Annotated in this window: 25 protein-coding genes; 11 read left to right on the top strand and 14 right to left on the bottom strand. The window is 63.3% G+C overall.

Annotated elements, in window-relative coordinates:
- Nucleotides 1-6: 6 nt before the first annotated feature.
- The 6 genes from ACF8C6_RS02760 to minC form a co-directional block, all read right to left on the bottom strand.
- Nucleotides 7-1,230, bottom strand: a complete 1,224-nt coding sequence (locus ACF8C6_RS02760; RefSeq protein ID WP_392497898.1) for a PucR family transcriptional regulator — start codon at nucleotides 1,228-1,230, stop codon at nucleotides 7-9.
- On the bottom strand, nucleotides 1,227-2,495 hold the full coding sequence (gene codB / locus ACF8C6_RS02755) for a cytosine permease (protein WP_392497897.1): 1,269 nt from the start codon (nucleotides 2,493-2,495) through the stop codon (nucleotides 1,227-1,229). Before codB ends, ACF8C6_RS02760 begins: the two co-directional genes overlap by 4 nt.
- Nucleotides 2,496-2,740: 245 nt before the next feature.
- A complete protein-coding gene (locus ACF8C6_RS02750; RefSeq protein WP_392497896.1) occupies nucleotides 2,741-3,376 on the bottom strand; it encodes an RluA family pseudouridine synthase in 636 nt (211 codons plus the stop codon).
- 56 nt (nucleotides 3,377-3,432) lie between these two features.
- Nucleotides 3,433-3,687, bottom strand: a complete 255-nt coding sequence (minE, locus tag ACF8C6_RS02745) for a cell division topological specificity factor MinE (protein ID WP_021701941.1) — start codon at nucleotides 3,685-3,687, stop codon at nucleotides 3,433-3,435.
- The gene (gene minD / locus ACF8C6_RS02740; protein ID WP_277690734.1) at nucleotides 3,687-4,499 is read right to left on the bottom strand and encodes a septum site-determining protein MinD; all 813 of its coding nucleotides are present in this window, start codon (nucleotides 4,497-4,499) and stop codon (nucleotides 3,687-3,689) included. Before minD ends, minE begins: the two co-directional genes overlap by 1 nt.
- Nucleotides 4,500-4,598: 99 nt before the next feature.
- Complete coding sequence (minC, locus tag ACF8C6_RS02735; protein WP_392497895.1) at nucleotides 4,599-5,330, bottom strand: septum site-determining protein MinC; 732 nt, start codon at nucleotides 5,328-5,330, stop codon at nucleotides 4,599-4,601.
- Nucleotides 5,331-5,440: 110 nt separating this feature from the next.
- Between minC and ACF8C6_RS02730 the strand changes: the two genes are divergently transcribed.
- Together ACF8C6_RS02730 and ACF8C6_RS02725 are read left to right on the top strand one after the other, a co-directional pair.
- Entirely contained in the window at nucleotides 5,441-6,367 is a 927-nt protein-coding gene (locus tag ACF8C6_RS02730; RefSeq protein WP_392497894.1) for a lipid A biosynthesis lauroyl acyltransferase, read from the top strand.
- 39 nt (nucleotides 6,368-6,406) lie between these two features.
- Nucleotides 6,407-7,618 carry a patatin-like phospholipase family protein gene (locus ACF8C6_RS02725; protein WP_392497893.1) on the top strand — a complete coding sequence of 404 codons (1,212 nt, stop codon included), beginning with the start codon at nucleotides 6,407-6,409 and terminating at the stop codon, nucleotides 7,616-7,618.
- Between the two features lie 4 nt (nucleotides 7,619-7,622).
- Here the strand turns inward: ACF8C6_RS02725 and ACF8C6_RS02720 are convergent, their stop codons facing one another.
- The 3 genes from ACF8C6_RS02720 to ACF8C6_RS02710 all read right to left on the bottom strand — a co-directional run bounded on the left by ACF8C6_RS02720 (nucleotide 7,623) and on the right by ACF8C6_RS02710 (nucleotide 10,630).
- Nucleotides 7,623-8,471, bottom strand: a complete 849-nt coding sequence (locus ACF8C6_RS02720) for a pirin family protein (RefSeq protein WP_392497892.1) — start codon at nucleotides 8,469-8,471, stop codon at nucleotides 7,623-7,625.
- A gap of 91 nt (nucleotides 8,472-8,562) precedes the next feature.
- Complete coding sequence (locus tag ACF8C6_RS02715) at nucleotides 8,563-9,336, bottom strand: VacJ family lipoprotein (RefSeq protein ID WP_392497891.1); 774 nt, start codon at nucleotides 9,334-9,336, stop codon at nucleotides 8,563-8,565.
- On the bottom strand, nucleotides 9,329-10,630 hold the full coding sequence (locus ACF8C6_RS02710) for a serine/threonine protein kinase (protein ID WP_392497890.1): 1,302 nt from the start codon (nucleotides 10,628-10,630) through the stop codon (nucleotides 9,329-9,331). The genes ACF8C6_RS02715 and ACF8C6_RS02710 overlap by 8 nt, the downstream gene beginning before the upstream one ends.
- 174 nt (nucleotides 10,631-10,804) lie before the next feature.
- Here ACF8C6_RS02710 and ACF8C6_RS02705 point away from each other — a divergent pair, with 174 nt between their 5' ends.
- Nucleotides 10,805-11,167, top strand: coding sequence for a hypothetical protein (locus tag ACF8C6_RS02705; protein WP_392497889.1), 363 nt, complete (start codon nucleotides 10,805-10,807; stop codon nucleotides 11,165-11,167).
- Nucleotides 11,168-11,177: 10 nt separating this feature from the next.
- Here the strand turns inward: ACF8C6_RS02705 and ACF8C6_RS02700 are convergent, their stop codons facing one another.
- Nucleotides 11,178-12,731: a beta (1-6) glucans synthase gene (locus tag ACF8C6_RS02700; RefSeq protein ID WP_392497888.1), complete on the bottom strand. Its 1,554-nt coding sequence runs from the start codon at nucleotides 12,729-12,731 to the stop codon at nucleotides 11,178-11,180.
- A gap of 65 nt (nucleotides 12,732-12,796) precedes the next feature.
- Nucleotides 12,797-13,018, bottom strand: coding sequence for a DUF2061 domain-containing protein (locus ACF8C6_RS02695; RefSeq protein WP_277690723.1), 222 nt, complete (start codon nucleotides 13,016-13,018; stop codon nucleotides 12,797-12,799).
- A gap of 290 nt (nucleotides 13,019-13,308) precedes the next feature.
- On the opposite strand from ACF8C6_RS02695, the gene ACF8C6_RS02690 reads away from it, so the two are divergent.
- Nucleotides 13,309-13,620 carry a DUF485 domain-containing protein gene (locus tag ACF8C6_RS02690; protein WP_392497887.1) on the top strand — a complete coding sequence of 104 codons (312 nt, stop codon included), beginning with the start codon at nucleotides 13,309-13,311 and terminating at the stop codon, nucleotides 13,618-13,620.
- The gene (locus tag ACF8C6_RS02685) at nucleotides 13,617-15,275 is read left to right on the top strand and encodes a cation acetate symporter (protein ID WP_392497886.1); all 1,659 of its coding nucleotides are present in this window, start codon (nucleotides 13,617-13,619) and stop codon (nucleotides 15,273-15,275) included. The genes ACF8C6_RS02690 and ACF8C6_RS02685 overlap by 4 nt, the downstream gene beginning before the upstream one ends.
- A 191-nt stretch (nucleotides 15,276-15,466) precedes the next feature.
- On the opposite strand, the gene bfr is transcribed toward ACF8C6_RS02685, so the two are convergent.
- Entirely contained in the window at nucleotides 15,467-15,937 is a 471-nt protein-coding gene (gene bfr / locus ACF8C6_RS02680; protein ID WP_277690718.1) for a bacterioferritin, read from the bottom strand.
- 215 nt (nucleotides 15,938-16,152) lie between these two features.
- Here bfr and ACF8C6_RS02675 point away from each other — a divergent pair, with 215 nt between their 5' ends.
- Together ACF8C6_RS02675 and ACF8C6_RS02670 are read left to right on the top strand one after the other, a co-directional pair.
- Complete coding sequence (locus tag ACF8C6_RS02675; protein WP_392497885.1) at nucleotides 16,153-16,518, top strand: DUF2784 domain-containing protein; 366 nt, start codon at nucleotides 16,153-16,155, stop codon at nucleotides 16,516-16,518.
- A 115-nt stretch (nucleotides 16,519-16,633) separates the two neighbouring features.
- The gene (locus tag ACF8C6_RS02670) at nucleotides 16,634-17,440 is read left to right on the top strand and encodes an SDR family oxidoreductase (protein ID WP_392497884.1); all 807 of its coding nucleotides are present in this window, start codon (nucleotides 16,634-16,636) and stop codon (nucleotides 17,438-17,440) included.
- Nucleotides 17,441-17,498: 58 nt separating this feature from the next.
- On the opposite strand, the gene rapA is transcribed toward ACF8C6_RS02670, so the two are convergent.
- A complete protein-coding gene (gene rapA, locus ACF8C6_RS02665; RefSeq protein WP_392497883.1) occupies nucleotides 17,499-20,357 on the bottom strand; it encodes an RNA polymerase-associated protein RapA in 2,859 nt (952 codons plus the stop codon).
- 163 nt (nucleotides 20,358-20,520) lie between these two features.
- Between rapA and ACF8C6_RS02660 the strand changes: the two genes are divergently transcribed.
- From ACF8C6_RS02660 to ccoM, 4 genes are all read left to right on the top strand, one after another.
- The gene (locus ACF8C6_RS02660) at nucleotides 20,521-20,820 is read left to right on the top strand and encodes an aspartate-semialdehyde dehydrogenase (protein WP_392497882.1); all 300 of its coding nucleotides are present in this window, start codon (nucleotides 20,521-20,523) and stop codon (nucleotides 20,818-20,820) included.
- 15 nt (nucleotides 20,821-20,835) lie between these two features.
- Complete coding sequence (locus ACF8C6_RS02655) at nucleotides 20,836-21,432, top strand: alpha-ketoglutarate-dependent dioxygenase AlkB family protein (protein ID WP_392497962.1); 597 nt, start codon at nucleotides 20,836-20,838, stop codon at nucleotides 21,430-21,432.
- A 2-nt stretch (nucleotides 21,433-21,434) separates the two neighbouring features.
- Nucleotides 21,435-21,590 (top strand): hypothetical protein, encoded by a 156-nt coding sequence (locus ACF8C6_RS02650; protein ID WP_277690712.1) that lies wholly within the window; start codon nucleotides 21,435-21,437, stop codon nucleotides 21,588-21,590.
- A 120-nt stretch (nucleotides 21,591-21,710) separates the two neighbouring features.
- A complete protein-coding gene (ccoM, locus tag ACF8C6_RS02645) occupies nucleotides 21,711-21,836 on the top strand; it encodes a cytochrome c oxidase subunit CcoM (RefSeq protein ID WP_277690710.1) in 126 nt (41 codons plus the stop codon).
- A 64-nt stretch (nucleotides 21,837-21,900) separates the two neighbouring features.
- Here ccoM and ACF8C6_RS02640 read toward each other — a convergent pair.
- The coding region (locus ACF8C6_RS02640; RefSeq protein WP_392497881.1) for a transposase at nucleotides 21,901-22,212 on the bottom strand (312 nt) is incomplete at its 5' end.

Below are 22,212 nucleotides of genomic sequence, written 5' to 3'. Positions count from 1 at the left end.
TCCTTATCAGGCTGGGGCCGACAGGCGCCGGATCAGCAGGGCGATGCTGATGTTCAGGCGGTCATGCGGGGTGTCGAACGAGCAGCCGGTTAGCGCCTCGATGCGCTGCATCCGGTAGCTCAGGGTATTGCGGTGCACCTGCAGGCGCTGGGCAGCCAGCACCAGGTTGCCGTTTTCCTGGAACCAGGCTTCCAGCGTAGGCATCAGCACCGGTGTATGCCGTGAATCGTCGCCGATCAGCGGGCCGAGCACACGTTCGACGAAGCGGTCGAGCAAGCTGCGGTCACGAATCGCGCCGAGCAGTTCGAGCACGCCCAGCACGGCGAAGGCGCACAGCCCCAGGCGTTCGGGAAAACGCTGGGCCACGTCCAGGGCCTGGCGCGCTTCGCCGAGTCCCTGGGCAAACTGAGGTGGTAGATAGCCGCCATCGCCGAGGCCAAGGAAGGGGCGCAGCGGTTGCAGGGAGGGGCGCAGGGCATTGAGCTGGCGGGCCATGCGTTCGCGGTTGCGGGCCTCATCGGCGCTGCTGGTCGCCGGCAGCAGGGCGATCCAGTGGCGGCCTTGTCGGATCAGCGGCAGGGCATCGCCCAGCTCGGCCAGTTCGGCTTCAAGGCTTTCCTGTACGCGTTGCTGGTGCTGCTGGAGCAGTTGTTCGGCGGTGTGCGCGTCATGGCTGGCGAACAGCTGCTCGCTGCCTTCCAGGCTCAGTACGACGATCTGGCGCGGAACATTCAGAGCCAGGCCGAGGCGCTCACCGCGCTGGCGCAGGACTTCAACAGACTGGCTGTCGCCTTCCAGCAATTGCTCCAGCAACTGCTGGCGCGAGCGGCCGAACTGCTGGGCCTGAACCAGTGCGGTGCCGATGGCCTGGGTTACGACCACCATCTTCAGGGCGTAGGGCTGCTCGATCAGCGGCACGCCCAGGCGCTCGGCTTCGCTGATCACGCTGTCCGGGATGGCGCGGATGAACTCGGGGCCGGTGAGGATCACCAGGCCAGCACTGCCGCGCTCGTGGGCCTGGCGCAGCAACAGCAGCAGGTTGGCTTCAGGGCGCGGGTGGTTGATGCCGGTGACAAATACCAGCTCGCCGCCCATCACCCAGTCGGCGATGTCCTCGTTCTCGGCCACGTAGGGCCAGCGCACGTCGCTCTGCAGACCCCGCGCGCCGGCGCGCAGGGTCATGCTTTCCAGTCCCGGCAGGGCCAGGACATCGGCCACGCTGAGGCTCATGCGCGCGCCGGCGAACGCGCGCCAAGGACTTTGCGCAACTCGAACAGCACGACGTAGACCAGTGCGGCCACGGCGATGCCGACCAGCGGCGCGACCCAGGGCGATAAGTAGGCGCAGAGGGCGCCTGCGGCATAGGCGAGCAGTCCGCACCAGTTGAAGGCTGGCAGGGAGGTGTCCGCCAGACGCGGGTAGCGTGCGCGATGGCCGTAGAAGTAGTCGGCCATGATCACGCCGCCAATCGGCGGGATGATCGAGCCGAGCAGGATCAGGAAGGGGATCAGCAGCTCGTACATGCCGCCCAGGGCGAGCAGGGTGCCGATGGCAGCGCCGACCAGGGTCACGGTCTTGCGCCTGTCGGTGCGCAGCAGGTTGCAGCCGGCGGCGGCGAAGTTGTAGATGGTGTTGTCCTGGGTGGTCCACAGGTTGAGGAACAGCATCACCACCGCGGCCATCGACAGACCCTGCAGGACCAGCACTTCGACCACATCCGGTTGCTGGTAGACGATGGCGCCGTAGGCACCGGCAATGATCATCAGACCGTTGCCGATGAAGAAGCCGAACAGACTGGACAGCACGGCGACGCGACCGCTCCTGGCGAAGCGCGTCCAGTTGGTGGCCTGGGTGGCGCCGCTGACGAAGGTGCCGAACACCAGGGTGATGGCCACGCTCAGGCTCATGCTTTCCTTGGGCTGCACGGCCAGCAGGCCGGCCAGGCCACCGGCGTCGCGGGTGGCGAGCCACAGCGAGATGACCAGCAGCACCAGCATGGCCGGCACCGCCACGCGCGACAGCAGGTCGAGGCCCTTGTAGCCGATGAAGGCGGTGATGCAGAAGCCGAAACCGAACAGCACCATCAGCGGCAGGGTCAGACTTTCGGACAGGCCGAGCAGCTTGACCAGGACGATGGCGATGGTCGCCGTGCCCCAGGCGTACCAGCCGATCTGGGTGAAACCGAGAAGGATGTCGGACAGCTTGCTGCCCACTTCGCCGAAGCAGAAACGCCCCATCAGTACCGAGTTGAGGCCGCTGCGGCTGGCGATCAGACCGAGCACGGCGGCGTAAAGGCCGAGCAGCAGGTTGCCGATCACCGCAGCCCAGAGCAGGGTGGTGAAGTCGAAGGCCATGCCAATCTTGCCGCCGGCGAACATGGTGGCGGTGAAGAAGGTAAAACCGAACAGCAGGATGGAGGTGGACAGCAGGCCCTTACGCGCGCCGCTGGGTACCTCGCTCAAGGGGTAATCACTATCGGGAGTGGTCAGGCTCATGGCGGTGCTCCGGTTGGTCTGGGATGACCTTGCGATAGCAGGGGGCGTGCCAAGCACGGGGCGCTTGCTGATCTGACAGGGGGATCAGCGTGCGTTGTGCATGATGCACAAAAATAGTCCTGAAAGGGCTCGTTACAGGGTTTTGTTTTGTGGGGTGTGCATTGCTGTGGTGCGTGTATGGCATGTCCCGCACCAGACTGCGACCTGCCGTTTAGTGCAGGGAGTCGTTCAGCCCGGGACTGGCTTCAGAAGGGTGCCGGGCTTTCGAAGCGCAGGCGTTCGCCGGTCTGCGGGTGGGTCAGGCTGAGCATGCTGGCGTGCAGGCACAGGCGCGGCCAGGCGGCCAGCGCCTGTTCGTGGGCGTACAAACCGTCGCCGAGCAGCGGGTGGCCGATGGACAGCATGTGCACGCGCAACTGGTGCGAGCGCCCGGTGATCGGCGTGAGCTCGACGCGGCAGTAGTCGCCACAACGTTCCAGTACGCGCCAGAACGTCAGGGCGTGCTTGCCCAGTTCATGGTCGACCACATGGCGTGGTTTGGTCGGCGGGTCGTAGCGCAGGGGCAGGTCGATGCTGCCGCTGTCCAGTTCGGGCTGGCCCCAGCACAGGGCGGTGTAGGCTTTTTCGGTTTCGCGGTCGTGGAACTGACGCGACAGCTCGCGGTGGCTGTCGGCATCGCGAGCCAGCACGATGATGCCGCTGGTTTCCCAGTCCAGGCGGTGGACAATGCGCGCTTCCGGGTAGCCGTTTTCCTGCAGGCGGGTCACCAGGCAGTCGCGGTTGTCCTCGGCGCGGCCAGGCACGGAGAGCAGCAGGGTGGGCTTGTTGATCACCAGCAGGGCGGTGTCCTGATGGATGATTTGCACATTCGACAGCGGCATGTTTTTTCCACAAATGACAACGGCGGCCGTGGCCGCCGTCGCTCACCGCAGACGGATCAACGATCCGGCAGGGTGATGTTGAGTTCCAGAATCGAGCAGCTGCCCTGGTTTTCCAGCGCGACCTGCACCTGATCCTGCTCGATATTCACGTACTTGCGGATCACCTCGACCAGCTCCTTCTGCAGGGCCGGCAGGTAGTCCGGCTGGCTGCGCTGACCGCGCTCGTGAGCGACGATGATCGACAGACGCTCTTTCGCGATCGAAGCAGGGGTTTCCTTTTTACGTTCGCGAAAGAAGTCGAAAATATTCATTAGCGCGCTCCAAACAGGCGTTGCATGAGTCCTTTCTTCTGCACGTCGAGGAAGCGGTGGGGCACTTCCTTGCCCAGCAGGCGGTCGACGGCATCCCCGTAGGCCTGGCCGGCGTCGCTCTGGTCATCAAGGATGACCGGCACGCCCTGGTTGGACGCTTTCAGCACGGCCTGGGACTCCGGAATCACGCCGAGCAGGTTGATGGCGAGGATTTCCTCGACGTCTTCCACGCCGAGCATTTCGCCCTTGGTGACGCGCTCCGGGTTGTAGCGGGTCAGCAGCAGGCGCTCCTTGATCGGCTCCAGGCCCTGTTCGGCGCGACGCGACTTGCTGGCCAGCAGGCCGAGCATGCGGTCGGAGTCACGTACCGAGGACACTTCCGGGTTGGTCACGACGATGGCTTCGTCGGCGAAGTACATGGCCAGGTGAGCACCGGTCTCGATGCCGGCCGGCGAGTCGCAGATCACGTATTCGAAGTTCTGTGCCAGCTCGTCAATGACCTTGCCGACGCCTTCCTTGGTCAGGGCGTCTTTGTCGCGGGTCTGGCTGGCGGCCAGGACGTAGAGGTTTTCCAGGCGTTTGTCCTTGATCAGGGCCTGGGTCAGGGTCGCTTCGCCGTTGATGACGTTGACGAAGTCGTACACCACGCGGCGTTCGCAGCCCATGATCAGGTCGAGGTTACGCAGACCGACGTCGAAGTCGACGATCACGGTCTTGTGGCCGCGCAGGGCCAGGCCGGTGCCGATGGCGGCGCTCGTGGTGGTTTTGCCCACGCCGCCTTTGCCGGAAGTGACTACGAGGATCTTGGCCAAGGTGTTTTACCCCAAGTGTATGAAAAGAGGGCATTACCGAGCCGAAAAGACTGGCTTCCGGATGCCCTTTTGGTCCCTGAAAATTGGCCGCAGTATCCGTTAAAGGCGGGTGATGTTCAACACGTCACCCGACAGACTGACCAGCACCGGCTGGCCCCAGAGCGGATCGCGGCGCAGGTCTTCGGCGGTCTTGTACTGACCCGCTACCGACAGCATTTCGGCGCCCATTTGCTGGCAGAAAATCCGTGCCTTGGTGTCGCCCTTGACGCCGGCCAGGGCACGACCGCGCAGCGGGCCGTACACATGGATATTGCCGTCGGCGAGAAGTTCCGCGCCGGGGCTGACCGCCGCCATGACCACCAGATCGCCGCCCTGGGCATAAATTTGCTGGCCGCCGCGCACCGGGCTGGTGATCACCTTGGTCGGTTTGACCACGGGTTCGGCAGGCTTTTCCGGCTTCTTGCGGCTCTCCGCCGGCTCGATCAGTTTTTCGCGCGCACCGGAGGGCGGCAGCACGGGAATGTCCAGCGCTTCGGCGGCAGCGATGTCGTCCTCGCGGGTGGCGCGGATGGCCAGGGTGCGCAGGCCATGCGCGCGGCAGACTTCCATCAGCTTGCCCAGGTCGAGTTCGCCTTCGCCTTCCGGCAGCTTGTCCAGGGCCAGTACCAGAGGAATGTTCTGGAAGAAGTTGGGGGCCTGGGCGACTTTTTCCGCCAGCTGCCGATCCAGGCGCTCCAGGTCGTTGTGCGCCAGTTCCAGGATGGTGATGGCGAGCATGCTGCCTTTGAGCTGGAACACGGGGTCTTGGTCGAGGAGGTCGGCTTGGCTCATGGTCTGCCCACTGCAATGAATGGGCACGACTTATAGCGATATGGGGGCAGCGCCGCAAGCCGGGTCGAGTTCTGTAGAATGCCGGGCTTCCTCGACAGCCTGGAATCACCATGGATCGCCCGCAATTTCGCCGCTCTTTCCTCCACCCGCGCTTCTGGCCGCTCTGGCTGGGCCTCGGGCTGCTGTGGCTGGTGGTGCAGCTGCCGTATCGGGCGCTGCTGGTGCTGGGCCGTGGCCTGGGTGCGCTGATGTATCGGGTGGCCGGCTCGCGGCGGCGCATCGCCGCGCGCAATCTGGAGCTGTGTTTCCCGCAGTTGTCCGAGGCCGAGCGGGAGCGGCTGCTGAAGGAGAACTTCGCCTCCACCGGCATCGCCTTCTTCGAGATGGCCATGAGCTGGTGGTGGCCCAGGGAGCGGCTGGCCAAGCTGGCGCATATCGAGGGTTTGGAGCATCTGCAGCAGGCTCAGCAAGAGGGGCAGGGCGTGATCCTCATGGCGCTGCATTTCACCACCCTGGAGATCGGCGCGGCGCTGCTCGGCCAGCGGCAGACCATCGATGGCATGTACCGCGAGCACAAGAACCCGCTGTTCGACTTCGTCCAGCGCCGTGGCCGTGAGCGACACAACCGGGATGCCACGGCCATCGAGCGCGAGGACATTCGCGCCATGCTCAAGGTGCTGCGCGCCGGCCGCGCCATCTGGTACGCCCCGGACCAGGACTACGGTCCCAAGCAGAGCATCTTCGTGCCGCTGTTCGGCATCACCGCCGCCACTGTCACCGCCACCACCAAGTTCGCCCGCCTGGGCAAGGCACGGGTGGTGCCCTTCACCCAGGAGCGTCTGGCCGATGGTTGCGGTTATCGCCTGGTCATCCACCCGCCATTGCAGGACTTCCCGGGGGAAAGCGAGGAGGCCGATTGCCTGCGCATCAATCAGTGGATCGAGCAGGCCGTCAGCCAGTGTCCCGAGCAGTACCTCTGGGCACATCGCCGTTTCAAGACGCGGCCTGAGGGTGAGGCCAAGCTGTACCGCAAATAGCCGGTTCTATACTCGTCAGAAAGCCAAGGAACAGTGCCCATGACACCAGCCGAAGACCGTGCCAGGCCCATCACTGGGCTGATTCTTTCCGGTGGTGGCGCACGGGCGGCCTATCAGGTGGGGGTGCTCGCGGCTATTGCCGACCTGCTCGGCGAGACGGCGGACAATCCATTTCCGGTCATCGTCGGTACTTCGGCCGGCGCCATCAATGCCGTTGGCCTGGCCTGTGGCGCGCTGCATTTCAGCAGTGCGGTACAGCGGCTGACGCAGGTTTGGCAGGGCTTTCACTGTGGTGATGTGTATCGCAGCGACTGGCCCGGCGTATTGCGCCAGGCCAGTCGTTTCCTCGGTCACAGCCTGCTGGGCCTTGGCAAGCAGCAGCCGGTGGCCTTGCTCGACAGTGCCCCGCTGGGCGAGCTGCTGGCGCGTGAGCTGGATTTTTCGGGGATCGCCGCGGCTGTGCGGGCGCGTCAGTTGCGGGCGGTGGCGGTCACGGCCTTTGGTTACGAGAGCGGCCAGGCGGTGACGTTCTACCAGGGGCGCGCGACCATCGACCCCTGGTTTCGCCACCGTCGCGTGGGTGTGCCGACCCGCCTGGATCTCAATCACCTGCAGGCCAGCGCGGCCATTCCGCTGGTGTTCCCGCCGGTGAAGATCAATCGCGAATATTTCGGTGATGGTGCGGTACGCCAGCCGGCGCCGATCAGCCCAGCGCTGCATTTGGGGGCCAGCCGGGTGCTGGTGGTCGGGGTGAGTGGCAATCCGCTGGGCAAGGGTGTCCATCAGGAAGTGGTGCGCCCGCGTAGCGGTTTGCCGCCGACCCTGGCACAGATCAGCGGGCACATGCTCAACAGCACCTTTATCGATAGCCTGGAAAGCGATATCGAACTGCTCGAACGGCTCAATCACATGAGCCGCCTGGTGCCGTCCGGCCTGCACCCGCGTGGCCTGGGGCTGAAACCGGTGGAGGTGCTGGTAATCGCCCCCAGTCAGCCGCTGGATCAGATCGCCGCCCGCCATCGCCATGAGTTGCCCAAGGCCATGCGCTTTTTCCTGCGCGGGCCGGGGGCGACCCGTGCCAGCGGTGCCGGCGTGCTCAGCTACCTGCTGTTCGAGCCGGGCTATTGCAACGAGCTGATCGAGCTGGGGTTCCAGGACGCCATGGCGCAGAAAGAATCCCTGTTGCGCTTTCTCAGTGCGGAACCGGCGCCAGCCGAGTTGGCCGCGGCATTCGTTCCGTCCACGCGCTGAAGACTCACGTGGTCAGGCGGTCGTCGCGCAGGTCGCGTAGAGCCTGTTCGATCTCCTCGCGGCTGTTCATCACGAACGGGCCGTACTGCACGATGGGTTCGTTCAAGGGTGTGCCGGCGATCAGCAATACCCGCGCGCCCTCGGCGCTGCTCAGTTCGATGGCACCACTGTCGGAAAGGCGCGCCAGGCGACTGCGGCTCACGACATGGCCATTGACCGCCAGTTCGCCTTCATACACGTAGAGCAGAACCCGCTGCCCCTCGGCCAACCGTGGTGTCACGAGGCTGCCGGCCGGCAGGTGCAGGTCGAATAGCTGCGGCATGGTATGCGGACGCTGTACGGCACCGTCGTGCTGCATCTCGCCGTCGTCAAAGCGGCCGGCGATGACCTTCACCGCCACGCCATCGGCCGTGGTCAGTTGCGGAATCTCGCCGGGTGCATAGTCGCGGTAGCCGGCATCGCCGAGCTTGTCCTTGGCCGGCAGGTTGAGCCACAGCTGGAAGCCGCGCATCACACCTTGTTCCTGCTCGGGCATTTCGCTGTGGATGATCCCGCGGGCTGCCGTCATCCACTGCACGCCGCCACTTTCCAGCAGGCCGACGTTGCCCAGGTGATCCTCATGGCGCATACGCCCTTCGAGCATGTAGGTGATGGTTTCGAAGCCGCGATGGGGGTGGGGCGGGAAGCCGGCGATGTAGTCGTCCGGGTTCTCCGAGCCGAATTCGTCGAGCATCAGAAACGGATCGAAGCGTTCGATACCTGCGCCGCCGAAGACACGGGTCAGACGCACGCCTGCGCCGTCCGAAGTGGGCTGGCCGATATGCTGGGAGAGGACTTTGCGGAAAGGGGTCATGGGCACCTCCTCAGGTGGAATGTGCCCATGCTAGCCAGCTTTATTGAATGGATGTTTGCAAATTTTCCGCGAAATCAATCGACTTAATCGATCACTCGGCGACCTGGATCTTGCGCGCCTCGCGGTAGACGAAACGCACCTTCTCGTACTCGAACGGACTGTTGGTCTGGCCGTAGCGGAAGTTGGTGCTGTCGCGGATGTCCACAACGCGCAGGGCGGTGATCTCCGGGTGATCGCTGCTGACCTCGGCGACGTTCAGGTAATTGATCTGGCTTTCGGCGGCGAAGTCGAACACCTTGCCTCCGGTGTCACGCAGGTTGGAGGGGCCGAGAAATGGCAGTACCACGTAGGGGCCGTCCGGCACGCCATACACGCCCAGGGTCTGGCCGAAATCCTCGCTGTGCTTGGGCAGGCCCATGCGGGTGGCCGGGTCCCACAGGCCGGCGATGCCGATGGTGGTGTTGATCAGCAGGCGTCCGGTCGTTTCCAGCGAGCGTTGCCCCTTGAACTGCAGCAGGCTGTTGAGCAGGTTGGGGATGTCACCCAGGTTACTGAAAAAGTTGTTCACGCCGCTGCGCACGAAGCCAGGCGTGACGTAACGGTAGCCGCGCACCACCGGCATAAAGACCCATTCATCGAAGCGGTAGTTGAAGTGGTAGACCCGGCGGTTCCACGACTCCCAGGGATCGTAGACCTGCAGCGCGTCGAGGGTGGAACGTTCGAATTCGCGCTGGTCCAGGTACGGGTTGAACTGCAACTGATCCAGCGGGCGGGTGAAGCCGTCGTTCTCCGCTGCGGTGGTGTCGGCCTGAGCCAGGCCGGCGGCGAGGGACAGGGCGAGCGAAAGAATCCATTTTCTAGCCACGGAAGAACTCCAGCATGGCGTCGCTGTTGACGCGGTAGTTGAGGTTGCCGCAGTGCCCGCCATGCGGGTACAGGGTCAGGCGCTCGCCAAAGGTGCGGCGCAGGAAGCCGATATCGCCAGGGCCGAGGATCAGGTCGTCGGCGTTGTGCATCACGGCGATCTTCGGGCTGGTTTTCAGGTAATCCTCCAGCCCGTACAGGCTGACCTGGTCGATCAGTTGCAACAGGCTGCCGCCGCTGTATTTCTTGCGCCAGTGGGGCACCAGTTGCTCGACGATGTAGCAGTCGAAGTCGCATTGCAGGGCGCGCTTGAAAAACGGCGTGAGACTGGTGCCTTCGCTGATTGGATAGTTCGGCGGGGTGATCAGGCCGCGACGGTTGATCAGGTCGGCGGTGAAGGCCATGTCCGATACCGAAAAGCGGAAGGAGCTGCCGATCAGCATGGCCAGTTCTTCGTTGCTGAGCTTCTGCCCCGAGCGCTGGAAGTCGTAGAGCATCGCTTCGTTGAGATCGACCTGGCCCTGCTCTTCGAAGTAGCGGGCCAGTTTGGCCAGGACCAGCTCGAAGTAGTTGGTATGGTCATCGATGCCTTTCACTCGGGTTTGCACCAGTCGATCCAGGTTGTTGACCGATGTGTACAGGTTGACCGGCGGATTGAGCAGCAGGACGCGCTTGAAGTTGAAATGGCGCTGCTGCTCGTCCAGCTTGCTGACGAAAGCGGCATGCAGGCCACCGAGGCTGTAGCCGGTCAGGTTGTAGTCGCTGACTTCGATGTCCGGATGCTGGGCACTGATGGCCATCATCACCCGGTACAGGTCTTCGGCATCGTCGCTGGAAATGCCTGGCGTGGCGGTACGCGAGGCGGCACTCATGAAGTCGTAGCTGGTTGGCGACGACAGCTGGATCACGTGGTAGCCGGCGCCGTAAAACAGGCGCTTGAGCTCGTCGGTCTTGCCGCTGGCGAAGCTGGCGCCAGTGCCGGCGATGATGAAAATCAGCGGCGCCTTGCCGTCCTGGCGAGCCAGTCGATAGCGCAGCTTGGTCACTGGCCAGAAGTTTTCAGGCAGCTCGAATTCGCGCTCGGGGCGCAGCTTGATGTCGTAGTCGGCCTGGTCGATGTCCTCATCGCTGGGTACCTGCGGGCGCAGATCCGGTGGTGTAGTGGCGATGGTGGCTTCGAACGGGTTGCTCAGTGGGTAACCGTAGCTGGCGGCGTCGATGTCGACAGCCAGTGCGGGGGCTGCGCAGCAGAGCAGACTGCTGAACAGCAAGGGGCGCAGAAGCGAGCGGGGCATGGCCGTTTCCCTGTGGCGTGGGGGTAAGGGGAGTGAATACTGCTCGAGTGACAAGTGCAAGCGTGTAGGTAAAGCAGTCAGGGCTTTGACAGTTGAGCGCGAAATTTAGCGCACGATCTTGTGCCTGTCGCTGGGCCGATTAAGCTGGGCGGCTTTCCATGCTGGAGTCCGTGAATGTCCCGCAATGTGCCCGTTGTGCTGTTGTTCGTGCTGCTGTCGTCCTGGCTCGCAGCCAGCTACGGTGTGCGTTTCGCCTTGATGGAGGATGCGCGCTGGGTGGGGCTGTGCCTAGAGGATGCGGCGCGCTGGGAGTGCCAGGCGCGAGCGGGGTTGGGGTATCTCATCCACTTCCGGCTGATTGCCTTGGCGACGTTGGTTGCTGCCGTGATCGCCTTCTTCATTCCAGGCCGCTCGGGGCGAGCCCTGGCGGTGCTGAGCCTGTTGCTGGGCCTGCCGGCACTGGTGCTGTACAGCGCCAGCCTGGCGGTGTTCGCGCTGGTGCTGGCAGGCCTGCGCCTGGTGCGGGCGCAGGCCTGACCGGGCCGATTCAGCGAGGCGAGTGACGCAGGCCGCGCCACAGAGCAGCCACCAGCAGCGTGCTGGTCAGCGCCCAGCCGATGGCCTGCAGGTTGTGTAGGCCTTCCTGGTACAGCTGGGGCGCGATGCCGGCAGCGATGATCAGGGTGAGCAGGGCGAGCTCGCGGCGCGGACCCTGTACCGGACGACACAGGTAGACCAGTGCCGGTAGCAGCAGGGCCAGGCTGGGGAAGCTGCGGTAGCGAGAGTCGAACACCAGACCAAGCATCAGCACCGCGCCGGCGAAGCCGGCAGCAGCCAGCCACCAGCCGCCACGGGCTTCCAGCCAGACGAAGGCGCGCTCGCGCCAGCCGGCGCGTGCCGACAGGGTCAGTGCTGTGTGGGCCAGCACCAGCAGGTTGAGGCCGAGCAGGGCGGCGGCCCACAGCCATTCGCCCCAGTAGCGGCTGGTGATCAGCGCCAGTTCGCTCCAGCCTAAAATGCAGGCGCTAGCGAGCGCCGCCGTGAACGGCAGAAGCAAGGCTGCGCGAGCTGAGGCCGGGCGGCCGGCGAAAGCCAGCGCAGCGAGCATCAGCAGGGCGCTGGCGGCCAGCCACTGTGGCCAGTGTGGCAGGTTGGACACCGGACCGGTGAGGATACCTTTATCCTGGCGGTCGGCGTCGAACAGGCCCCAATAACCACCGACGGCACCCTCGCTGTCACGCTTCCAGGGCTGATCGAAGGCCTCGATCAGGTTGTACTTCCAGCCGTTGTCCTCGGCCAGCTTGATGAAGCCGCGGATAAACAGCGCCTGGTTGATTCGGCTTGGCAGGGCCGTTTCGCGCTGGCGGCCCTCGCTGGGCCAGCCGGTTTCGCCGATCAGAATGTCCTTGGGTGCGAAGGCATTGCCAAAGGTACGACGCACGTTGGCCACCTGATTCAGCGCGGCATCGATGCCGGTGGGATCGTCTTCCCAGTACGGCAGCAGGTGGATGGTGATGAAGTCCACCGCTGGCGCCACTTCCGGGTATTGCAGCCAGAACTCCCAGACATCGGCGTAGGTCACCGGTTGTGCGACCTCGGCCTTGACCCGCTCGATCAGCTTGACCAGTTGGCTGCCGGTGACCTCCTTGCGCAGCAGGGCCTCGTTGCCGACGATCACGGCATCGATCACGTCCGGGTTGGCCTTGGCGTTGGCAATCAGTGCTGCAATCTCCCGTTCGGTGTCCACCGGGTTGCTGCTGACCCAGGCGCCCGCCAGCAGCTTGAGACCATGTTTGCGTGCCAGTTCAGGCACCTCTTCCAGGCTGATCTGCGAATAGGTGCGCACGCACTCGAAGCGCTCGGCGAGCTGGACGAAATCGATTTCTATTTGTTCACGACGAATCTGCAGCGGTTGGTCGAAAGGCGACTGATCCTTGCCGAACGGGGTGTAGGAGGCGCACTGCAACTTGTGTGTCGCGCTGGCGACGTCGGCCAGTTCTACGGGTTTGCCGACGCTGTACCAGACGGCGCCGAGTGCCAGAAGAGCCAGCAGCAGGGCAAATGAATACGGCAGGACGGGCGAGCGCGGGCTGGTGGTCATGGTGGCTGCGGATACCTGGTGGCAAAGCCGCGCATCTTAACCAAGAGCGCCCGCCGGCGCACCGCTCAGGCGTGGTGGTGCAACCAGGCGTGTTTGGGGATCTTGTCGGCCTTGCCCGGTTTTTCGAAGCGCTGCCAGATCTTTTCGTGAAAGTAGAAACCGACCGAGTTGCACAGGGGTTCGACCGCCGCCACCAGACCGCCCACGGCGATGCTGCCGGTGAGGGCGTAGGCGACGCTGAAAGCGATGCAGAAGTGCATGAGGGTGAAGGTGAAGGTCTTGAGCATGATGCACCTCGACAATGCGAATGGTTATCTTTAGATGCTCAAGGTAGCCCCGCCTTAAGCGGAGAAGAAATTGGCCTTGCCGATGGTCCTAATAGTTATTTGGTATTAATTTAAAGTCATCGATTTATTTTTGCTCTCGATGGCGGTTCAACCGGCCCTGTGCTTCAGGGTGGCGCGCCTACTACTTTGGTCGTGAAATCCACCGTGATTCGACTAAGGTCGTCTGCCTCGGGCCTTCCAGCGCTTTCAGAGTGGCCTCACCGGCACCTTGCCGAGGAGAACCACGACAAATGAATGACAGCATCTACAAGCGGATTGAAGAGAATCCGCGCTTCCAGGAATTGGTTGCCAAGCGCGACCGCTTCGCCTGGATACTTTCCGCCATCATGCTTGGCCTGTACCTGGCCTTTATCCTGCTGATCGCGTTCGAGCCGCACCTGCTCGGCACGCCGCTGAGTGCCGGTTCTTCGATGACCTGGGGTATCCCGCTGGGCGTTGGTCTGATTCTTTCGGCCTTCGTGCTGACCGGCATCTACGTCAAGCGCGCCAATGGCGAGTTCGATCGCCTCAACCAGGCCGTGCTCGACGAGGTGCAGCCATGATTTCGCGTATTGTCGGCGCCTGTGGCCTGCTGGCCGTGACGCCCACGCTGTGGGCTGCCGGTGCCATCGAGGGCGAGGTACAGCGCCAACCGCTGAACCTCTCGGCCATCATCATGTTCGTGGCCTTCGTCGCCTTCACCATGGGCATCACCTACTGGGCTTCCAAACGCAGCAAGTCGACTTCCGACTTCTACACCGCAGGCGGCAGCATCACCGGTTTCCAGAACGGCCTGGCGATTGCCGGCGACTACATGTCGGCGGCGTCCTTCCTGGGGATTTCCGCCCTGGTGTTCGCCTCCGGCTACGACGGGCTGATCTACTCCATCGGCTTTCTGGTTGGCTGGCCGGTGATCCTGTTCCTGATCGCCGAGCGCCTGCGCAACCTGGGCAAGTACACCTTTGCCGACGTGGCCTCCTACCGTCTTGGGCAGAAGCAGATCCGTACCCTGTCGGCCAGCGGTTCGCTGGTGGTCGTGGCCTTCTACCTGATCGCGCAGATGGTCGGTGCCGGCAAGCTGATCGAGCTGCTGTTCGGCCTCAACTACCATGTCGCGGTGATTCTGGTGGGCATACTGATGGTCTGCTACGTTCTGTTCGGCGGCATGCTGGCGACTACCTGGGTACAGATCATTAAGGCCGTGCTGCTGCTGTCCGGTGCCTCCTTCATGGCGCTGATGGTGATGAAGCACGTCAACTTCGACTTCGGCCAACTGTTCTCCCAGGCCATTGCCGTGCACCCGAAGGGTGAGGCGATCATGAGCCCCGGCGGGCTGGTGAAAGACCCGATCTCGGCGATTTCCCTGGGCCTGGCGCTGATGTTCGGTACTGCCGGCCTGCCGCACATCCTGATGCGCTTCTTCACCGTGTCCGACGCCAAGGAAGCGCGCAAGAGCGTGTTCTACGCCACCGGTTTCATCGGCTACTTCTACATCCTGACCTTCATCATCGGTTTCGGCGCGATCCTGCTGGTGGGCACCAATCCGGACTTCCGTGATGCCGCTGGCGGCCTGATCGGTGGTAACAACATGGCGGCGGTACACCTGGCCAATACTGTGGGTGGCAGCCTGTTCCTCGGCTTCATTTCGGCGGTGGCCTTCGCCACTATCCTCGCGGTGGTTGCTGGCCTGACCCTGGCCGGTGCTTCGGCGGTGTCCCACGATCTCTATGCCAGCGTGATCAAGAAGGGCAAGGCCAACGAGAAGGATGAGCTGCGCGTCTCGAAGATCACCACTCTGGCCCTCGGCGTGCTGGCCATCGGTCTGGGCATCCTGTTCGAGAAGCAGAACATCGCCTTCATGGTTGGCCTGGCCTTCTCCATCGCCGCCAGCTGCAACTTCCCGGTGCTGTTCCTCAGCATGTACTGGAAGCAGCTGACCACCCGCGGCGCCATGATCGGCGGCTGGCTGGGTCTGGCCACTGCCGTGGCGCTGACCGTGCTCGGCCCGACCGTGTGGGTGCAGATCCTCGGCAACGCCACCCCGGTCTACCCCTACGAGTACCCGGCGCTGTTCTCCATGCTGGTAGCGTTCGTTGGCATCTGGTTCTTCTCGGTCACCGACAAGTCCCAGGAAGCTGGCGAAGAGCGCGCGCGCTTCTTCCCGCAGTTTGTCCGCTCGCAGACCGGCTTGGGTGCCAGTGGCGCCATCGCGCACTGACACAGTCCATTGCTCCGTGTGCTTTGGGCAGCCCTGGGCTGCCCTTTTTTATGCTGCTTGAGCGGGGTAGCGGCTAAGGTGATCAGGTGTGGGCACGCGTTTCGCCTGCTCGCCAAGTAGGGCGGCAGTCCCAGTCGCTCGTGAATGCAAGAGCCCCGCAGTAGCGGGGCTCTTTGGGTGCAGAGGCTGTTTTATTCGTCCATCTGCGACTGCAGGTAGTTTTCCAGGCTGACTTTCTCGATCAGGCCCAGTTGGGTTTCCAGCCAGTCGATATGCTCTTCTTCGGCTTCAAGGATATCTTCCAGCAGTTCGCGGCTGCCGTAGTCGCCAACGCTTTCGCAGTAGGCGATGGCGGCTTTCAGGTCGACGATGGCGGACTGTTCCAGCTTGAGGTCGCTGGCCAGCATTTCCTTGGTGTTCTCGCCGATCATCAGCTTGCCGAGGTCCTGCAGGTTGGGCAGACCTTCGAGGAAGAGGATGCGCTTGATCAGCTTATCGGCATGCTTCATCTCGTCGATGGATTCGTCGTATTCATGCTTGCCGAGCTTTTCCAGGCCCCAGTCCTCATACATACGGGCATGCAGGAAGTATTGGTTGATCGCCACCAATTCATTGCCGAGGATCTTGTTCAGGTGCTGGATGACTTTCTTGTCGCCTTTCATGATGAACCTCAAGTTGGTGGGGGCAGGTATCGCGGAAGTTTGCGCCCGATACTGATCTTCGTCAAATGTAAGCTATTGAATTATATATAAAATTAAATATAAATAAGAATGTTTAGCTTGCGCATCTTGGCGCTAACTTATTGAAAGTTGGCACAAAAGATTCTGTCTTCGCGGTAAGCCGGAAGTAACCATTGGATAAAAGGTAGGTGGAGCACATGCTCTGGCGTTTGGCTGCCGATGCAGTGGTGTGGCTGCATCTGGCTTTTATCCTCTTTGTCCTGTTCGGTGCCCTGGCCGTGTTGTGCTGGCCGCGCGTGGCCTGGCTGCATGTGCCGGCAGTCACCTGGGGCGCTGCGGTGGAGTTGCTGCACCTGTATTGCCCGCTGACGCCTCTGGAAAATCGTTTGCGTGAGGCGGCGGGGCAAGCCGGCTATACCGGCGGTTTTGTCGAGCACTACCTGATTCCAGTGATCTATCCGGCCGGACTCACGCCGCAGGTCCAGCTGTGGCTTGGTGCTGTAGTGCTGCTGATCAATGTACCGGTCTATCTGTGGCTGATCTGGCGCTGGATACGCAGATGACGGCGGCATGACAAGTGGCTTGGGCCACGACATTCATCGGCCTGATGCTGGGCTGCAGCCAGTCCTGCCTTGGATACACTCGTTGCAACTTCACCACCGAACAAGGCAGAACAGAATGCACAACCGCATGATGATCACTGGGGCAGGCTCCGGCCTGGGACGCGAAATCGCCCTGCGTTGGGCCCGCGATGGCTGGCGCCTGGCGCTGTGTGACGTCAATGAATCCGGTCTGGCGGAAACCTTAAAACTGGTACGCGAGGCGGGTGGTGACGGTTTCACCATGCGCTGCGATGTGCGTGACTACAGCCAGCTGACTGCGGTGGCCCAGGCTTGCGAGGAGCGCTTCGGCGGCCTCGATATCCTGGTCAATAACGCTGGTGTGGCGGCGGGCGGTTTCTTCGCCGATCTCAGCCTGGAAGACTGGGACTGGCAGCTGTCGATCAACCTGATGGGCGTGATCAAGGGCTGTAAGGCCTTCCTGCCGCTGCTGCGCGCCAGCCAGGGCAAGATCATCAACATCGCTTCCATGGCGGCCATCATGCAGGGGCCGGCAATGAGCAACTACAACGTGGCCAAGGCCGGCGTGCTGGCGCTGTCGGAGAGCCTGCTGATCGAGCTCAAGTCGGAAAAGGTCGGCGTGCACGTGGTTTGCCCGTCGTTCTTCCAGACCAATCTGCTGGACTCCTTCCGTGGCCCGAACCCGAACGTCAAGCAGCAGGTCGGCAAGCTGCTGGAGAACAGCCCGATCACTGCTGCTGACATCGCCGGCTATATCCACGATGAAGTGGCCAAGGGTGAATTCCTGATCCTGCCGCACGAGCAGGGGCGCATGGCCTGGGAGATCAAGCGCAAGCACCCGCAGGCGATCTACGACGAAATGGCGGTCATGAGCGACAAGATGCGCGCCAAAGCGGCGCAGTAACTCTCGGCAACACAGAAAAGGGCAGCCGAGGCTGCCCTTTTTCGTTCTGGCGGATGAATTAACCGGCCACCAGCACGCGAATCGCCTCCAGGCGCAGGGCCGCCTTGTCGAGGAAGGCCAGGCCGCTCTCGCGCTGCTTGCGCAGGGCCTCGATCTCGCTGTCGCGCACCGTTGGGTTGACCGCCTGCAGGGCGACCATGCGCGCCAGTTCCTCATCCAGGCTGGCAGTGAAGCGATGGCGCGCCTCCTCGACCCGCTGGATATGACGTGGAGCCATCTTCGCCTCGGCAGCGCCGATCTGCTTGGCCAGTACGTCGCGCTGGGCCTGTACGAACTTGTTGGCGCTAGCGCGCGGCACGCTTTCCAGCTGGTCGTTGAGGGTATCGAAGGCGACCTTGCTGGCCAGGTCGTTGCCGTTGCCGTCGAGCAGGCAGCGCAGCGCCACCGGCGGCAGGTAGCGGGCCAGTTGCAGGGCCTTGGGCGCCACCACTTCGCTGACGTAGAGCAGTTCCAGCAGCACGGTGCCGGGCTTGAGCGCCTTGTTCTTGATCAGCGCCACCGAGGTGTTGCCCATCGAACCGGCCAGTACCAGGTCCATGCCGCCCTGCACCATGGGGTGTTCCCAGGTGAGGAACTGCATGTCTTCGCGGGCCAGTGCCTGGTTGCGGTCGTAGGTGACGGTCACCGCCTCGTCGTCGCCCAGGGGGAAGCTGGCGTCCAGCATCTTCTCGCTGGGGCGCAGGATCAGGGCGTTTTCCGAGTGATCCTCGCTGTCGATACCGAAGGCGTTGAACAGCTCTTCCATATAGATCGGCAGGGCAAACTGGTCGTCCTGCTCGTGGATTGCCTCGACCAGGCGCTCACCCTCGCCAGCGCCGCCGGAGTTGAGCTCCAGCAGGCGGTCGCGACCGCTGTGCAGTTCGCCTTCCAGGCGCTCGCGTTCGGCCTTGGCTTCATCCAGCAGCTGCAGCCAGGCGTCGTCGCCGTTGCTTTCCAGCAGGGCCAGCAGGCGCGGGCCGAACTGGTGTTGCAGGGCGTTGCCGGTGGGGCAGGTGTTGAGGAAGGCGTTCAGCGCCTGGTGATACCACTGGAACAGGTGCTCCTGCGGGCTGTTTTCCAGGTAGGGCACGTGCAGCTGGATGGTGTGCTTCTGGCCAATGCGGTCGAGGCGGCCGATGCGCTGCTCCAGCAGGTCCGGGTGGGCCGGCAGGTCGAACAGCACCAAGTGATGGCTGAACTGGAAGTTGCGACCTTCGGAGCCGATCTCGGAGCAGATCAGCACCTGGGCGCCAAACTCCTCGTCGGCGAAGTAGGCGGCGGCGCGGTCGCGTTCGAGGATGCTCATGCCCTCGTGGAATACCGTGGCCGGGATGCCGGAGCGCACGCGCAGGGCGTCGGACAGGTCCAGCGCGGTCTCGGCATGGGCGCAGATCACCAGCACCTTGAATTTCTTGAGCATCTTCAGCGTGTCGATCAGCCACTCGACGCGCGGATCGAACTTCCACCAGCGGTCTTCCTCGTCGCCGTCCTGCTGCGACTGGTAGCTGACTTCCGGGTACAGCTCGGCGTGCTCGCCCAGCGGCAGCTCCATGTATTCCACCGGGTTGGGCAGCGGGTAGGGGTGCAGCTGGCGCTCGGGGAAGCCCTGCACCGCGGCGCGGGTGTTGCGCAGCAGTACGCGGCCGGTGCCATGGCGATCCAGCAGCTCGCGGATCAGCCGCGCCGAGGCCTCGCTGTCGCCGTCGGTCACGGCAGCCAGCAGCGCTTCGCCCTCGGCACCGAGGAAGCGCGAGATGGTGGCGTGGCCCTGCTGCGACAGGCGACCCTGATCCAGCAGCTCCTGCACGGCTTCGGCCACTGGCTTGTAGTTGGCACTCTCGGCGCGGAAGGCGTCGAGGTCATGGAAACGGTTCGGATCGAGCAGGCGCAGGCGGGCGAAGTGACTTTCCAGGCCCAGCTGCTCCGGGGTAGCGGTCAGCAGCAGCACACCGGGAATGACCTCGGCCAGTTGTTCGACCAGGCGGTATTCATCGCTGGCCTTTTCCGGATGCCAGACCAGATGGTGCGCTTCGTCGACCACCAGCAGGTCCCAGCCGGCGGCGAAGGCGGCGTCCTGGGCCTTCTCACTGTCCTTCAGCCACTCCAGGGCGACCAGCGCCAGCTGGGTGTCCTCGAAGGGGTTGTCGGCATCGCTCTCGGCGAAGCGTTCGGCGTCGAACAGTGCCACTTCCAGGTTGAAGCGACGACGCATCTCTACCAGCCACTGGTGCTGCAGGTTTTCCGGCACCAGGATCAGCACGCGGCTGGCGCGCCCGGAGAGCAGCTGGCGGTGGATCACCAGGCCGGCCTCGATGGTCTTGCCCAGGCCCACTTCGTCGGCCAGCAGTACGCGCGGCGCGATGCGGTCGGCCACTTCGCGGGCGATGTGCAGCTGGTGGGCGATCGGCTGGGCGCGGGCGCCGCCCAGGCCCCACAGGCTCGAGTGCAGCAGTCGGCTCTGGTGCTCCAGGGTGTGATAGCGCAGGGCGAACCAGCTCAGCGGGTCGATCTGCCCGGCGAACAGGCGGTCGCTGGCCAGGCGGAACTGGATGAAGTTGGACAGTTGGGTTTCCGGCAGGCTGACCGGGCGGTGTTCGGCATCGAAGCCGTGATACACCAGCAGGCCGTCGATGTCCTCGACTTCCTGAACGGTGAGCTTCCAGCCTTCGAAATGGGTGATCTCGTCGCCCGGGGCGAAGCGCACGCGGGTCAGCGGGGCGTTACGCAGGGAGTACTGGCGGGTTTCGCCGGTGGCCGGGTAGAGCACAGTGAGCAGACGGCCGTCAGAAGTGAGGATGGTGCCGAGCCCGAGTTCCGCCTCGCTGTCGCTGATCCAGCGTTGTCCCGGTTGATACTGCACAATGCCACTACTTGCCATGGAAAGCCCCAGCTGCGAAAAAAGCCGCGTATGTTAGCGGAACGCTGCGCCGAGAGCGACGTCTGCACTGAATCAATGCATGCGTCCCGAGTCGAAAGTGTAGCGAGTGCCGGCTTAAGTAGGAGGCCGTCCAGCCGACAGTTGGATATCAGGGAGAAAATCAATGCTACCGCCTATTCCTCACAGCTTGGCCCCGGTGACCGCCCAGCAGGACGTGGTCAAGCCGCGCCCGGACATTCCTCCGGTGACGCCGGCCAGCGAGAGTGCCAACGAGAGCGCGGTAGGACTGGATAAGCGCCATCCCCAGGAGGCCGAGGAATTGTTGCGCGAAGAGCAGCGTCGCCGGCAGCGCCGTGGCTATACCCCGCAGGAGCTGGCCGAGCTGGAGGCCGACGCTGCCGAGGCAGAAAAGCTGTTGGAAGAAATACCGCGCCAGGGCCTGTGGGTGGATGTGGAGGTCTGAGTGTCCCCGACTGCCATGAGCCTATTCGAGGATCAACCGTTGAACCTGGCGGATGCCGAGCTGAGCTACCGGGCGCAGTGGCTGTCGGCCGCCTGCGCCGACGCCTGGTTCAAACAGCTGCGTGACGAGATTGCCTGGGAGCAGCCGCTGCTGCATATCCACGGGCGTGATGTGCGGGTACCGCGTCTGCTGGCCTGGTATGGCGACCCCGAGGCCCGCTATCGCTATTCCGGCCTGACCCATCAACCCTTGCCCTGGACGCCGCTGCTGAGCGAGATCCGCCGGCAGGTGGAGCAGGCCGTCGGTCAGCGCCTCAATGGCGTGTTGCTCAATTATTACCGCGACGGCCAGGACTCGATGGGCTGGCACAGCGATGATGAGATCGAACTGGGGCGCAATCCGCTGGTGGCCTCGCTCAACCTCGGTGGCGCGCGGCGTTTCGATCTGCGCCGCAAGGGCGCGACCCGTATCGAGCACTCCATGACTCTGGAACATGGATCACTGCTGGTCATGGCCGGCGCTACGCAGCATCATTGGCAGCATCAGGTGGCCAAGACCCGCGCGCCGGTGGCGCCGCGCATCAATCTCACTTTTCGCCTGATCCGGAACTGAGCATGAGCGACGACAAACTGATCGATTTCGCCGCCGAGCGTGGCAAGCGCATCCACGACCTGCATGACAAGAAGCTGGACGAGATGCGTCAGGCCTTCGAGCAGGCCATGCCGCTGGGTAAAAGCAAGAAGAAGTCCAAGCCCAAGAAAAAGCGCTGACCTGCCTGCGGCGCCCTGTCGCGGCGCCGACCATACCGGATATTGATCCGGATCAATTCCCGCCTCGGCACCTCCGATAGTCTGTAGCCATGCAAGACAAGGCTCACACAGGAGGCCGCCATGTTTCTCGACACAGTAGTCATCGCCGGTATCGGCACCGTAGTACTGATGCTCGCTTTCTTCGGCGGCGTTGGACTGTTCATCTGGAAAGACTCGCACAAGAAGGCCGCCATCAAGGCCAAGTGAGTTTTTCCACACCCGTGCACGCAAGGCATTTTGGGCGACTTCGGTCGCCCATTTTTTTGGTTCTTCACGCATTACCGGGGAACGCCGCCTTAATCTTCATGAAGAAAAATTCGCTGTCCCGGTAGCCGTAGGCCATGCGCTTGATCACCTTGATGCGGTTATTGATGCCTTCCAGTTGACCGGTGTGCATGGGCCAGCGCACCCGGCTGAGGATGCCGCGCCAGTAACCGCTCAGGCGTTTGGCAAACTGCATCAGTGCTGGGATCTGGCTTTCCTGGGCATGCCTTAGCCATTGCCGCCAAGCCGTTCGCCACTGCCAGGCACTGCCGCAAGTCCACAGGGTCTTGAGCTGAGCCTTCATCAAATAGACGGTCAT

The organism is Pseudomonas sp. zbq_18 (assembly GCF_043102245.1).
Classification (GTDB): domain Bacteria; phylum Pseudomonadota; class Gammaproteobacteria; order Pseudomonadales; family Pseudomonadaceae; genus Aquipseudomonas.
This window is presented reverse-complemented; position numbering and strand designations above follow the sequence as displayed.